This window comes from Paraburkholderia sp. PGU19, from assembly GCF_013426915.1.
Lineage (GTDB): Bacteria > Pseudomonadota > Gammaproteobacteria > Burkholderiales > Burkholderiaceae > Paraburkholderia.
This window is the reverse complement of sequence record NZ_AP023182.1, coordinates 987,641-1,000,728: the sequence shown is the minus strand read 5'-3', so window position 1 is coordinate 1,000,728 and position 13,088 is coordinate 987,641. Positions and strand designations below refer to the sequence as shown.

Annotated in this window: 12 protein-coding genes; 5 read left to right on the top strand and 7 right to left on the bottom strand. The window is 59.0% G+C overall.

Annotation, left to right across the window (positions count from 1 at the left end):
* The first annotated feature begins 262 nt into the window (after window positions 1–262).
* The 3 genes from H1204_RS44965 to H1204_RS44955 all read left to right on the top strand — a co-directional run bounded on the left by H1204_RS44965 (window position 263) and on the right by H1204_RS44955 (window position 3,513).
* Window positions 263–1,555 (top strand): D-amino acid dehydrogenase, encoded by a 1,293-nt coding sequence (locus tag H1204_RS44965; protein ID WP_180735422.1) that lies wholly within the window; start codon window positions 263–265, stop codon window positions 1,553–1,555.
* A 104-nt stretch (window positions 1,556–1,659) separates the two neighbouring features.
* On the top strand, window positions 1,660–2,730 hold the full coding sequence (gene alr / locus H1204_RS44960) for an alanine racemase (RefSeq protein WP_180735421.1): 1,071 nt from the start codon (window positions 1,660–1,662) through the stop codon (window positions 2,728–2,730).
* Between the two features lie 24 nt (window positions 2,731–2,754).
* Window positions 2,755–3,513, top strand: a complete 759-nt coding sequence (locus H1204_RS44955; RefSeq protein WP_180735420.1) for an SDR family oxidoreductase — start codon at window positions 2,755–2,757, stop codon at window positions 3,511–3,513.
* Between the two features lie 275 nt (window positions 3,514–3,788).
* Here the strand turns inward: H1204_RS44955 and H1204_RS44950 are convergent, their stop codons facing one another.
* A complete protein-coding gene (locus tag H1204_RS44950; RefSeq protein WP_180735419.1) occupies window positions 3,789–4,175 on the bottom strand; it encodes a hypothetical protein in 387 nt (128 codons plus the stop codon).
* Between the two features lie 407 nt (window positions 4,176–4,582).
* Window positions 4,583–4,861 carry an HU family DNA-binding protein gene (locus H1204_RS44945; RefSeq protein ID WP_180735418.1) on the bottom strand — a complete coding sequence of 93 codons (279 nt, stop codon included), beginning with the start codon at window positions 4,859–4,861 and terminating at the stop codon, window positions 4,583–4,585.
* An 871-nt stretch (window positions 4,862–5,732) separates the two neighbouring features.
* Here H1204_RS44945 and H1204_RS44940 point away from each other — a divergent pair.
* Window positions 5,733–6,245 carry a lipocalin-like domain-containing protein gene (locus tag H1204_RS44940; protein ID WP_035993956.1) on the top strand — a complete coding sequence of 171 codons (513 nt, stop codon included), beginning with the start codon at window positions 5,733–5,735 and terminating at the stop codon, window positions 6,243–6,245.
* Window positions 6,246–6,504: 259 nt separating this feature from the next.
* Here the strand turns inward: H1204_RS44940 and H1204_RS44935 are convergent, their stop codons facing one another.
* Genes H1204_RS44935 through H1204_RS44915 form a run of 5 tightly spaced genes read right to left on the bottom strand, consistent with a single transcriptional unit; the run spans window position 6,505 to window position 11,901 of the window.
* Complete coding sequence (locus H1204_RS44935) at window positions 6,505–7,653, bottom strand: branched-chain amino acid ABC transporter substrate-binding protein (protein WP_180735417.1); 1,149 nt, start codon at window positions 7,651–7,653, stop codon at window positions 6,505–6,507.
* Between the two features lie 11 nt (window positions 7,654–7,664).
* On the bottom strand, window positions 7,665–8,744 hold the full coding sequence (gene hppD, locus H1204_RS44930) for a 4-hydroxyphenylpyruvate dioxygenase (RefSeq protein ID WP_180735416.1): 1,080 nt from the start codon (window positions 8,742–8,744) through the stop codon (window positions 7,665–7,667).
* A 25-nt stretch (window positions 8,745–8,769) separates the two neighbouring features.
* A complete protein-coding gene (locus H1204_RS44925) occupies window positions 8,770–10,170 on the bottom strand; it encodes an amino acid permease (protein ID WP_180735415.1) in 1,401 nt (466 codons plus the stop codon).
* Between the two features lie 17 nt (window positions 10,171–10,187).
* Complete coding sequence (locus tag H1204_RS44920) at window positions 10,188–10,517, bottom strand: hypothetical protein (RefSeq protein ID WP_180735414.1); 330 nt, start codon at window positions 10,515–10,517, stop codon at window positions 10,188–10,190.
* 55 nt (window positions 10,518–10,572) lie between these two features.
* Window positions 10,573–11,901: an FAD-binding oxidoreductase gene (locus tag H1204_RS44915; RefSeq protein WP_180735413.1), complete on the bottom strand. Its 1,329-nt coding sequence runs from the start codon at window positions 11,899–11,901 to the stop codon at window positions 10,573–10,575.
* Window positions 11,902–12,155: 254 nt separating this feature from the next.
* Between H1204_RS44915 and H1204_RS44910 the strand changes: the two genes are divergently transcribed.
* On the top strand, window positions 12,156–12,845 hold the full coding sequence (locus H1204_RS44910) for a TetR/AcrR family transcriptional regulator (RefSeq protein ID WP_180735412.1): 690 nt from the start codon (window positions 12,156–12,158) through the stop codon (window positions 12,843–12,845).
* The last annotated feature ends 243 nt before the right edge of the window (window positions 12,846–13,088 follow it).

Here is a 13,088-nt window from a genome sequence, read left to right as displayed (position 1 = left end):
TCTAGGATTTCAAAATTTAGCCTGTCAACTAAGCACTTCTCCCTAGTCGCACCCGAAGCAGACGCCGCAGACCGCGCTGGGCCAGCAGCGACAAGGTTTCCAGCGGATTGAGTGGCTCAATGGTCGCGAAATACAGTCGATTCGACCACCAATTCGCAATTAAATAGTTTTTAACTCTACATAACAGCGAATAATATAGGCGTAAAATCTGCATACATTTATGTGTACAGAGTGGTCAACCTTGCGACCTTGTGGCGGCTATATGCGAATCGTCGTTTTGGGAAGTGGAGTTGTCGGTGTGACGAGCGCGTTCTATCTCGCGCGTGCAGGCCATGAGGTCACCGTCATCGACCGTGAGCAGGGACCCGCCCTGGAGACAAGCTTCGCCAATGCAGGACAGATTTCGCCAGGTTATGCCGCGCCTTGGGCGGCACCGGGCGTACCTCTCAAGGCAGTGAAATGGATGTTTCAGAAGCATGCTCCGCTCGCAATTCGTCCAGACGATAAGGACAAGCAGTTCCAGCTTCAGTGGATGTGGCAGATGCTTCAGAACTGCACTGCTGAGCGCTATGGCATCAACAAGAACCGGATGGTCAGACTGGCGGAATACAGTCGCGATTGCCTGAAGGCACTACGCACAGAAACAGGCATCCAGTACGAAGGACGCACTGGTGGTACTTTGCAGGTGTTCCGCACGCAGCAGCAGTTCGACGGTGCTGCGAAGGACATCGCCGTGCTGAAAGAAGCCAATGTCCCATACGAGTTACTGACTCAGGGTGAACTTGCCAGAGTCGAGCCGGCTCTAGCCGCCACCTCCCACAAGCTGACCGGCGGTCTGCGCTTACCGGGCGATGAGACCGGCGACTGCCAGTTGTTCACGACTCGGCTCGCGGCAATAGCTGAGAAAGCGGGCGTCACGTTTCGGTACAACACACCCGTCGACGGTCTTGTCGTGGAGGGCGGTATGGTTGTCGGCGTCCGCCACAATGCCAAGCTGATTCACGCCGACGTGTTCGTCGTCGCGTTCGGCTCATATTCGACGAACTTCCTCTCGGACATTGTCAAGATTCCCGTTTATCCGCTCAAGGGATACTCCATCACCGCCCCCGTCGTCGAGGAGCGATGCGCGCCAGTGTCAACGGTACTAGACGAGACGTACAAAATCGCTATTACTCGGTTCGATAAGCGCATCCGTGTTGGTGGCATGGCTGAAATCGTCGGGTTCGACAAGCGTCTTCGCGAAGCGCGTCGAGAAACCTTGGAAATGTGTGTAAACGACCTTTTCCCGGGTGGCGGCGACACCTCAAAGGCAACATTCTGGACCGGGCTTCGCCCCATGACACCTGACGGCACGCCTATTGTGGGAGGTACCGCGGTCCCGAATCTCTATCTGAATACAGGTCATGGCACGCTCGGCTGGACGATGTCGTGTGGTTCAGCGCAGCTGCTCGCGGATTTGATTTCGGGGAGGCAGCCGGCGATTCGCCATGATGACCTCAACATTTCCCGCTACGCAAAGGAATCGCCCGCTCCGGCTGAATTCGACCTGAACTAACCGCGTTGCATGCGACCGAAGCAGCACCTACGAGACGCACCTATCCCTTCCCTTTCCTCTCGACGGTAGTTGTCACCGTCGCAACCGTTTCTCAAGGAAAAGCAATGCCTCGTCCAATTCAAGCCTTCGTTCACCCGGACGCGGTGAGAGATAACCTGCAAGTCGTCCGTCAACGAGCTCCGAAGTCTCGCGTCTGGGCCGTAGTTAAGGCAAACGCGTACGGACACGGTATTGAACGAATCTATCCGGCACTGGAAGCTGCGGACGGAATCGCGCTCCTCGACCTTAATGAAGCGGTTCGCGTTCGGCAGCTCGGCTGGAAAAAGCCCGTCCTGCTCCTTGAAGGAATCTTCACCCACAGCGACGTAAAGATAGCCGAGGAGATCGGCCTGACTGTCGCAATACACTGTGAAGAGCAACGAGAGTTGATTGCCTCCACCAAGCCAACGAAGCCTATCGACATCTACCTGAAGATGAATTCAGGCATGAACAGACTCGCATTTACGCCAGAACAATATCGCGAGGCGTGGGAACGCGCGTTGGCCTCACCCGGCGTTGGCACCATTACGCTTATGAGTCACTTCGCGAATGCGGATGAAGGCGAGGTTGATTGGCAGTTGAATCGCTTTGACGCGATTACCCATGGCATGCCAGGGGACCGGAGCCTGTCAAATTCCGCAGCTACCTTGTGGCATACCCGAGCACATCGGAATTGGATTCGACCGGGCATCGTGCTTTATGGCGGTTCGCCGTCGGGCCGTGCACGCGACGTTGCGGACGTTCAGGTGCGCGCGTCAATGACATTAAGCAGCGAGATTATTGGGACCCAAACTATGCGAGCTGGCGAGACGGTGGGCTACGCGCGCACATTCACTGCCGAACGCGACATCCGTATTGGCGTGGTCGCATGTGGTTATGCAGATGGCTATCCACGGCACGCGCCGTCCGGTACTCCCGTATCGGTTGATGGAGTCCTGACGCGCACCGCTGGTAGAGTCTCGATGGACATGTTGACAGTGGACCTAACGCCTTGCCCGCATGCTGGCATCGGGTCGAAAGTCGAATTGTGGGGACAACACGTCAAGATTGATGACGTCGCTGCGTCGTCCGGCACGATTGGCTACGAGCTAATGTGTGCGCTGGCGCCGCGCGTCCCCGTATCGGTCACGGCATAGAACAGTCAAGATTGGGAGAGAAACTTGAACATTCCGCTTGATGGTCAGACCGTTCTCGTAACAGGGGCCTCGGGAGGTATCGGTGCCGCGATTGTCGAACAGTTAGCGGCCGACGGCGCGCGAACAATCGTTCATTATGGCCGCGACAAGGCCAAGGCAGAAGCGTTGCTGGGCCACATTGGAGGCAATGGTGTAATCGTCCAGGCGGACTTGTCTTCTGTTGACGGGGCGTTCAAGCTGTGGCGCGATGCGGTTGAGGCTACTGGCCGCATACATGGGCTTGTCAATAACGCTGGTATCCGCACGGAGGTCACGGTTGATGTTAGTGAAGAGGATTGGCAGTCTGCCTGGGAGAAAGAATTTCGGATTAACTTCTTTGCAGCTGCTGACCTTTGCAGAGAAGCAATCAAACACTTCCGGCATAGCGGTGACGGCCGCATAGTCAATATGACGAGTCGTGCTGGACAGCGTGGCTATGCGGCAAACGCCATGCCGTATGGCGCGGCCAAAGCTTTGCTTGCGAATCTCACCAAGTCCATCGCTCGCTCCTTCGGGGCCGATGGCGTGACGGCAGTCAATATTTCGCCGGGATGGGTGCGTTCGGACGTGGCAGCGGATTTTGTCGAGAAACATGGAAAGTCTGCGGCTGTGGCCGACATCCCGATAGGCGAAATGGCGACTCCAACAGAGGTCGCTGAACTCGTTTCGTTTGTCCTGCGGAAGTCGCAGGCCTCACTCAACGGAGCCACGCTCGATGTGAACGGTGGCAGCTACATTCGGTAAGCGTTTTCCAGTCTCTCACTCCAGCGTCTTGACCGACTGACATCCTCTGACCTCGAATTGCGCGCTTGGTGGCGACCGCACCTACGCTTCCGGAGAAAAACCCGAACCCGACCGGACCCGGCTCTTCAGGAAAAAGTGGGTACCAAACCGTGCTATTGCGATAAGTATTCTTACGTGAACGGGTCGGTCGTAGGACGCACAGATCCATTTAAGTAGGATTCCTACGCAAACAATCGACAACGGCGATCATACTTACCGGCGGTTTCCGGCTCGGCTCACTCTCCTTCTGGAATGGGCGAACTGGCTGTTCCGTGAAGGAACCGTGCGAGCCGCCGCTCGGCGTCGACGACCTTGTGCAGCGGCGCAACGGCGAGTTGCGAGTCGTGTAGCCCCAGCAGCTTTTCAAAAACCGGTAGCGCGTCGTCTGCGAGCAGCCATTCGCCCGATTCATGCGCAAGCGTGAGCGCGGCTTCGACCGCATATTCGGCGAACTTGTACAGTTCAAGCGGCTCGTCGCCGTATCCCGCCTGCTGAAGAAACCACGCGACGTACACGGTTCGCATCAGCTCATTGAACAGGTAGCTGTTCCCGTGACCACTCCTGCATGTCGCAAGCGCGAGGTGATAGGACAGCGACTGTTCCCGCGCGGACGCCACGTCCATGGGTAACAGCATTGTTTTCGAGAGGGGTCGTCTGGGCCGGCTCACGCTGCCCGGACCTCGCTTTGAACTCATGTAATGTCGTCAACGGCCACGCCTGATCGGTGGCCTTATTGTAGCCAGGGCCGGTCGTCCGGCGCTGTGTCAGGGGCGTGCCCGGTCCGGTACACCGCACATCCCAGGCCACGACAATGCCTGCTCGCCGGCGCAACTCGGGTTCGATTATTTGCGGGGTGCTACGGACCGTCCTCCCTGTGCGGATCGTCGTGCCGTCACAAACCTGCGATGTCACGATCACAATCAAACGTCCCACGGTTTCGCGGGTCAGCGATCCAACCGTCTCAACCATGAGGAACCGGTTGAAACAGTGGCAACGCCGCCCGAAAACTAACGAGCCGACGCGCTGGCGGTTACTGTCCGTTCACGGCGTCCTTGAACGCCTTACCCGCGGTGAACTTCACCGTCTTTGCCGCAGCGATCTGGATTTCTTCGCCGGTGGCCGGATTGCGGCCAACGCGCGCCGCGCGGGCCCCGGTCGAAAACGAGCCGAAGCCGACCAGCTGCACCGTGCCGCCATTCGTCACTTCGGCGGTGATCGCCGCAATGAAGGCGTCGATCGCTTCGCCCGTCGCAGCCTTGCTTTCGCCCGTCTTCGCCGCAATAGCGTCGATCAGTTCCTGCTTCGTCATCGTTATTCCTTCCTTGAGATGGGAGACGTCGCCACCCTACCCGATCAGGACGTCTTCACGCAACCGGGAACAGCGCGCTCGATGGCGAGCCGTCAGGCCGATCGCAGTTGGAGCGCCGCCGGCCAGGCTGTACGCGCAGCGAGCCGAATCGGTCGAGGATGTATTCAGGGCTCTTCGGCCGCGCGACGCGTGATTTCGTCGGTAGGACACGCTTTCCACGGTGAGAAATCCGCTCGCACAACCAAATTAGTTACTACTATTGTGCAATGCAGCATTTCGCGCGGCGGTCCGCGCAGAAAGGGGCTGGCGAGCATTCGCCGTCAACTAAATCTGGTATCACTGTGCGGTTGGGTTGCAACTGATTTTGTAACGCAATGCACGCCGATGGCTGCGCCGCTGCTGCGAAAATAGCCGAACAGCACGGAACCGGCCGCCTGCGGCTCGGGCGCAAACTGGCCGGGCTCCTCCCCGATGCGGTCGCGTCATCGGCGTAGCCCACCGCCAACGCGTCGTCCTTCGGCCATAACAGGTCAGTCGACCTTGCACGGTGGCCGACATTCGAACGTCGGATTCGCGCGAGACAACGGACTTTCGCCAGCCGATCACAGTAGGCGAGTCCTCGGTCACTGCGGTCTTCGCGCCGGTTGCGTTCCGTGCGCAGCGAATGACCGCGCGTGCGCCTAGAGCGCCAGGCGGGCGCTGGATGCCAGGCTCATCGAACGCTCGTTAATGCAGGAAAACGAGCCTAGTCGTTGGACATGTTGCAAAGTAGCCTTCTGGAGAAATCGCCAAGCGAACTTTCCGAATCCGAAACAATTCGATAGCGCGGCACAGCGAACCGTTTTCAAAATTTCTCTAGTGGAGAGGCGTGATGAGACAAATGAGCCTTTGTGCCGGTCATGCTTTGGCGGTGTTGCTGGGTATGGCGATTTCATACACGGATGTGGCCGCTCAAACAGGGACGCTGAAGGAACAGGTCGTCGGAACGTGGGCCTACGTATCGGTCGATACCGTGCGACCGGACGGCAGTCGGCAACCCATGTACGGCACCAATCCGCAAGGGCTCGCGGTGTTCGATGGGAGTGGTCACTATATCCTGATGACATCTCGCGCCGATATTGCAAAGTTTGCGTCCGCCAACCGGACGGAGGGCACGCCCGAGGAAAACAAGGCAGTCGTGCAAGGAATGATCGCTCACTTCGGCACCTACACAGTGGACGAGGCCGACAAGACAATCACTTTCCATGTCTCCACCAGTTCGTTTCCGAACTGGAACGGCGTCGAGCAGAAGCGACCATTCACCATCAATGGAGACCAACTCAAGTGGACGACGCCGGCTTCGAGCGGCGGTACGGCCGAGGTGGTCCTGCGGCGGCTGAGATGATGCGTGCGCGATCAATCAGGCAATACCAGCGCTATGGATAGCCGGTAGGACTGGGTAAGGAGCAGTCGGCGGGACAGCGCGGATGGCCGCTGTGCGCTGGAAACGGCCGTCGTGCCAACGCCCCACTTATGACCGGAGAGGGTCCGACTTGAGCCGCACGCCATCGGGCTCAGGATGGCTGAAGCGGGCCCTCGACTGCTCGCCGACGATCCCGCATAGATGACCAGCGGACCGATCTGCTGGTCGTGCAAGGCGAAAATCAGTTCGAGCTGGAGGGGGGTGAGCCCGTGACCGTGCTCACCGGCTGGAACTTGCCGCCTTTCGCTTCATACAGCGTCACCGCGGCTGCACGCAGGTCGCCCTTGGAGTCGAAGGCGATCTTGCCGGTCACACCGTCGAATTCCACCTTTTTCATTGCGGGCAAGTAATCGGCCGACGCGGTCGAATCAGCCAGCTTCATCGAATTGATCAGCGCCCATGTCGCATCGTAGGCGTAAGGTGCGAACAGGACGACGGACCCAAATTTCTTGTATTTCGCCGCGAAGGCAGGACCGTTTTTCATTTTGTCGAGCGGCTGCCCCGACTCCGCGGAAACCGTCCCTTCGGCGGCAGTGGGACCCGCCAGTTCGACGAACTTGTCGGTTTCGATCGCGGACCCGACGAGCGGAATCTTCATCGCAAGACCTGTCATCTGCTTGCGAAGCGGGCCAGCCTGAGCATCGACACCGCCATAGAACACGGCCTGCGCATCTTTGGATTTGATCGACGTGAGAATGCCCCGGAAATCGACGGTCTTGTCGGAAACGAATTCACGATCGACAACATCAACACCTGCGGCCTTCAGTTCCTTGACAACCACATCCGCAAGACCCTGACCATAGGCAGAGCGGTCGTCGACAACGGCAACACGTTTGTATCCTTTCGTGCGTCCCATGTACTGGGCGATAACCCGTCCGACTTCGCTGTCGTCACCAATCACGCGATGTGCGGTGGCGAAACCCTGTCTCGTCAGTTCAGGGTTAGTCGCGGATGGCGAAACCTGCGGTATGCCCGCGCCCGCATACACTTTCGATGCGGGAATGGTCGCACCGGAGGTGATGTGGCCAACTACGCCGTTCACTTTCTGATCGACGAATTTCTGTGCGACGGTCACGGCCGTCTTGGGATCCGCTGCGTCATCTTCGGATACCAGCTGGAAGTGGACCGGCTGCCCCTTGATCTTGATGCCAGCAGCGTTCGCGTCTTCGATTGCAAGTTTGACGCCGTTCTCAGCATCCTTGCCCACGTGCGCAACTTGGCCGGTCAATGGGCCACCATACCCGATGACGACCGTCTGGTCAGCGTGAGCCATTCCCGTCACCAGTGCAGCACAAACGAGGATGAGCGTGGATTCAATTCGTGATTTCATGATAGTCACCTTTAGTCCGATGCCTGGAGAACGCCACGCCTGATCTGGTCGCGCTCCATCGACTGGAAGAGTGCCTTGAAGTTGCCCTCGCCAAACCCGTCATCGCCCTTGCGCTGGATGAACTCGAAGAACACCGGACCGAGCAGCGCCTGCGAGAAAATCTGTACCAGCAGCCGCTTGCTGCCGTCTTTGGTCGTGCCATCGAGCAGCAGCCCGCGCGCCCGCAACTCGCCGACATTCTCGCCATGGCCGGGCAGGCGCTCTTCCAGCATCTCGTAGTAGATGTCGTTCGGACCGTTCATCAGCGGGATGCCGGCCATCTGCAATGCATCCACGCTTTTGAGAATATCGTCGGTCAACAGCGCTACGTGCTGGATGCCTTCCCCGTTGAACTGCATGAGGAATTCCTCGATCTGTCCGGAACCCTGCCTGGACTCTTCGTTGAGCGGGATACGAATCTTGCCGTCGGGCGCAGTGAGCGCTTTGGAAGTCAGTCCCGTGTACTCGCCCTGGATATCGAAATAGCGGATCTCGCGGAAGTTGAAGAACTTCTCGTAGAACGATGCCCAGTGCGCCATGCGTCCGCGATAGACATTGTGCGTGAGATGGTCGACAACCTTGAAGCCGTGGCCGACCGGATGGCGGTCCACGCCGGGCAGGTACTCGAAGTCGATGTCATAGATGCTCTTGCCGTCTTCGAAGCGATCGATCAGATAGAGGGGCGCGCCACCAATGCCTCTGATGGCAGGCAGGCGCAGTTCCATCGGGCCCGTCGGGATATCGATAGGCTGCGCTCCGAGTTCGAGCGCGCGGGCATAGGCCTGGTGCGCATCCTTGACGCGGAAAGCCAGACCGCACGCCGAGGGACCATGTTCCGCGCCGAAGTACGATGCAACGCTGTTCGGCTCATTGTTGACGATGAAGTTGATATCGCCCTGGCGGTACAGCACGACCTGCTTGCTACGATGCAGTGCGACCATCGTGAAGCCGAGTTTCTCGAACAGCGGTTCGAGCACACCGGGCGTAGGGGAAACAAACTCGACGAATTCGAAGCCCATCAGGCCCATCGGGTTTTCATAGAGATCAGACATGACGATTTTCCAGACAGTAGGTGAATCAGGATGAGGCCATGATGGCTCCGGGCTGACGGCCCAGCACGCAGCGGTAGGCGAAGTACACTGCGCCGATCCACACAGGGATCGCAAATGCGGAAGCACGGATACCCGGTGTCAGCAGCATGACGCCGACGATCAGCGCCATGAAAGCGAGGCACAGATAGTTGGTGATGGGGGCAAAAGGCGCAGGAAATCCGGACTTCATACCGCTTGCCATGCGCGCCTTCCGGAAGCACAGATGCGTCGCGATGATGGTGACCCACGTGATGACAAGGGCGGCCACGATCAACGACATCAGGATTTCAATCACGCTCGCCGGTGCAACGTAATTCAGTACGATGCAAAGCGCGGTAAAGACGGCGGGATAAACGATGGCCCGCACCGGCACACCGCGGCTGTTGACCTTCATCAGCGACTTCGGCGCGTTGCCTTCGCTTGCCATGCCGTAGAGCAAGCGGCTGTTGCAATACACCATGCTGTTATAGACAGAAAGCGTCGCCGTCAGAATCACGAAGTTGAGGACGTTTGCCGCCAGGTTTGCGCCGATGCCCGAGAAGACGAGCACAAAGGGGCTGTTGCTGTATGTGCCGCCGCCCATTTGCAGTTGCGCAAGCAAATGGTCCCATGGTGAAAGCGCGAGCAGCACCGCCATCGAGCCGATGTAGAACACAAGAACGCGGAAGATCAACTGGTTGATTGCCTTCGGAATGACCTGGCGCGGCTTGTCGGCTTCGGCTGCGGTGAAACCAAGCATTTCGACGCCGCCGAACGAAAACATGATGAACGCCATTGCCATCACGAGACCGGAAACGCCATGCGGGAAGAAGCCGCCGTGTGACCAGAGATTGCTCACCGACTGTCCGGGATGATCGTTGCTGAAGATCATGTAGGCACCCACCGCAATCATCGCGATCACGGCGACGATCTTGATCAGCGCGAACCAGAACTCGACCTCGCCGTAGATTTTCACGTTGATGAAGTTCACACCGTTGATGATCACGAAGAAGACGAGCGCCGTGACCCATGTCGGAATACCCGGCCACCAGAACTGGACGAACTTGCCGACGGCAGTCAGTTCGAGCATGCCGACAAGCACGTATAGCGCGACACAATTCCACCCCGACAGGAAGCCGGCAAAGCGCGAACCGTACCGGTTAGCGAAGTGGCTGAACGAACCTGCACACGGTTCTTCGACGAGCATCTCGCCGAGAAAACGCATGATGAGAAATGCCACCAGTCCGCCGATCGCATAGCCGAGCAGCATGGACGGTCCGGCAAGTTCGAGAACGCCGGCGGAGCCGAGAAAGAGGCCGGTGCCGATCGTGCCGCCGAGCGCGATCAGCTGGATGTGCCGGTTCCGGAGCTTGCGCTCGAGATGTCCGTGAGTGGAATTGGATTGCATGCCGTTCTCCTGACGTGTCAGTTGGTCACGAAGAACAGCTTCGCGTGAGTGCCGAAGTATTTGACGGTAGCGCCCTTGCACAACTCGATCACGTCACCGGGACGGCCTTCGACTCGCATGCCGTCGCTGGCTTCGACGCCAAATACGCCTTCGAGCACGAGAATCACTTCGTCATAAGTGAGTGTCTTCGGCTCGCACAACGCTTCGTGCCAGCGGCCAAAACCGCAAGGCAGGACTGCACCCTCCCTGTCGAAAATGGCCCACGAGATTTCTGCCGTGCCATCGGCGGCGCCTCCCCGATCCGCGGTCTGGATCGAGTCGCCCTTGATGAGTCGGATGCTCCGCATTGCTATGTCTCCTTGATTGAATAAAAGTCGCGCTCGGTGCGCGAAAGCGCTTGCGCTAGATTTCGTGCCGGCCGGAAGCCCGTTCGCGCATCAGCGTCAAATGCACGCCGATGTCGCGGATGGGCCGCGGTGGGATGTAGCTGGCCGTGCCTTGAATCAGAAAGTCGTCGGTCAATTCGCTATGCTGGCCGTTTGCGAGTTCCGCGATCAGCATCCCCGCTGCGGTATGGCGCACGATGCCCGCACCGTTGCAGCAGGCGGCGGCATAGACGTTGTCGCTAACCTGCCCGAAGGCGGGCGCGTGGTTGTGTGAAACGGCGAGCCAGCCCATCCAGAAGTGTTCAATGTCAAGCGTGCCGCCCAGGTGGGCGAAGCGACGTTCGAGCAGTTCCATGTGCTTCGCGCGGGCGGCATCGCGACGCGCCTCGTTGGTTTTCAGCGACGGGGAATAGTCGAAGCCCTGGCGGATCAGCAGCCGCCTGTCGGCAGTGAGCCGAAGCGTCGAGCCGGCCACGCCATGCGCGGGCGTGATGCCCCAGCTAGCGTCTGTGCCGAGCTTTGCCAGTTGCGCGGACGTCAGTGGCTTCGTGAGACTCGCGAACAGCAGAACCGGGATCTGCCTGTCCTGAAAGACGCCGAACGAAGCTGAGAACGCATTGACGGCGAGAAAGAGCTTGCCGAATCGGATGCGGCCGGTGGTGGTGCGTACGAACGGCGAAGGACCATCGAATTCCACCTCGACAACCGGCGAGTTTTCGAACAGTTCCACTTCGGGCGGCAGGCTGTCGGCAAGGCCGCGCACGAGCGCTGCGGGATTCATCAGGCAGGTGCCCGGCGTGTAGATCGCCGAGTGGTAATAGCGCGTACCCAACCGGCTTTCAAGTTCGTCGCGCGTGAGCGGCTCGAACGCTTCTCCCCACGCACGCAGGTTCGACGCATAGGTATCGAGCACCTTGCCGGCGACCTTACTCGTCACCGCAGCGTGATAGCGGCCGCGTCGCTCCCAGTCGCATTCGATGCGATGGTCCTGGATGAGTCGCTCGAGTTCGGCAAGCGCGTAGCGTCCGACCCGGATCGCGCGGCGACCCTGTTCAACCGACGCAGCGGAGGTGGAAGGCGCGTGCGGTAAATCGATGGCGAATCCGGAATTCCGCCCGGAAGCATTTTCGCCAACGACACCACTGTCGACCACGGCAATGGACGCCCCCGGTCGCAGTTCCGCCAGCCTGCGCGCGGCCGCCAGTCCCGCGTATCCGGCCCCAATGATCACCCAGTCGAAATCCCGGTCACCGACGAGCGACGGCCGCGGCGAGCGCTCAGGCAACAAAGCGCTCCAGCCATTGGTGTGGTCATCGTTCGGGAGGCGGTCAATCAGGCGGGACATGTCAGATCCGGTTGAGGTTGGACGAGGCCGCGAGTTGCCGGCCGACCCCTCAACTATAGAAAAACAATAAATTATTATTATTGGTGTTTGTACCTATCGGGCCGCAGAACTCGGTCGCAGCAGGAATTGATTGAAAAAGGGTGTGATCGACCATGCGAAGGGCGGCAAATCGCCGCCGGTTCCGCGCGGATTGGGATTGCGAATAACCGAGAAGTATTTATTATTGTTTTCGTGTGACTGAACAGGCGAGAACCATGGAATCTCCATCACAACCCGCGCGTACGCGAACGCCCCAAAGTGAGCGCATCGAGGCGACCCAGCGAAAAATTATCGAATCAGCGCAGCGGCTGCTTCGCGAGGAGGGCTTCAAAAGCGCGACGTTGCAGAAGATCGCGAGAGGGGCCAACGTCTCTCTTGGCGCTCTGCAGCACCACTTTGAAAGTCGGGACGCGCTGATGGAGCGTCTGGTGGACGAAGCCATGGCCCCGTTGAGCGATCATGGTGGCGTGTGGCCGGATCCTGCGCTCCCACTGCGCGAAAGAGCAGAAGCGTTCGTTCTCCAGGCTTGGAAGCAGATCTTCGGCGCGCCGGATTACCTCACGGCGTGGAGTCTGTTCTTCGGCTGCAAGGCCACGCCATCGATTTTCACGCGTATCGATGCCAAGCGTGCGAATGAGGATAAGAAGTTTTTTTCGCTGTTCCGGGGGGCGTTTCCCGAGCTTGACGAACATCATCCGCATCCAAAAGGATTTACGAAGTCGGTGTTTTCCACCCTACGTGGCCTGGGTGTGTTTGAGCTGTTCGACGTGTCGTCGGGCGAGAAGCGAGAGGAGCTTGAGGCACTCGTGGAGACGATCGTCCGGGCGTGCTCGCCGAGCGTTGTCGACGTGTCCAGGGGAAAGACGAAAAGGCGACAGCCGCGCAAAGTCGCCGCACTGGACTGAACCGGTACAGCGCCGCTGGCAACACGATGCTTCCGGTGCCGGGGCGCAAATTGCATCTCGACGCGCGCGGGAAGTCGAATTACTTAAGGGCCATAATCAACGGCGAGGTCACCAGCTACCGTTGGCAATGACATGTGCGGGCGAATGGCGACGTAGTGGTACGGTGGGTCCTGTCCGAGAAGGGTCGACAAGCGGCTTCCGCACGTTGCCCGTCGAGCTGCCGAGAACGCTCGCCGCGCTAAT

Excerpts from the sequence above, each read along its gene's own strand:
- H1204_RS44965 (WP_180735422.1), top strand. The coding sequence starts at position 263 with ATGCGAATCGTCGTTTTGGGAAGTGGAGTTGTCGGTGTGACGAGCGCG.
- alr (WP_180735421.1), top strand. The coding sequence starts at position 1,660 with ATGCCTCGTCCAATTCAAGCCTTCGTTCACCCGGACGCGGTGAGAGAT.
- H1204_RS44950 (WP_180735419.1), bottom strand. The coding sequence starts at position 4,175 with ATGGACGTGGCGTCCGCGCGGGAACAGTCGCTGTCCTATCACCTCGCG.
- H1204_RS44945 (WP_180735418.1), bottom strand. The coding sequence starts at position 4,861 with ATGACGAAGCAGGAACTGATCGACGCTATTGCGGCGAAGACGGGCGAA.
- H1204_RS44940 (WP_035993956.1), top strand. The coding sequence starts at position 5,733 with ATGAGACAAATGAGCCTTTGTGCCGGTCATGCTTTGGCGGTGTTGCTG.
- H1204_RS44935 (WP_180735417.1), bottom strand. The coding sequence starts at position 7,653 with ATGAAATCACGAATTGAATCCACGCTCATCCTCGTTTGTGCTGCACTG.
- hppD (WP_180735416.1), bottom strand. The coding sequence starts at position 8,744 with ATGTCTGATCTCTATGAAAACCCGATGGGCCTGATGGGCTTCGAATTC.
- H1204_RS44925 (WP_180735415.1), bottom strand. The coding sequence starts at position 10,170 with ATGCAATCCAATTCCACTCACGGACATCTCGAGCGCAAGCTCCGGAAC.
- H1204_RS44920 (WP_180735414.1), bottom strand. The coding sequence starts at position 10,517 with ATGCGGAGCATCCGACTCATCAAGGGCGACTCGATCCAGACCGCGGAT.
- H1204_RS44915 (WP_180735413.1), bottom strand. The coding sequence starts at position 11,901 with ATGTCCCGCCTGATTGACCGCCTCCCGAACGATGACCACACCAATGGC.
- H1204_RS44910 (WP_180735412.1), top strand. The coding sequence starts at position 12,156 with ATGGAATCTCCATCACAACCCGCGCGTACGCGAACGCCCCAAAGTGAG.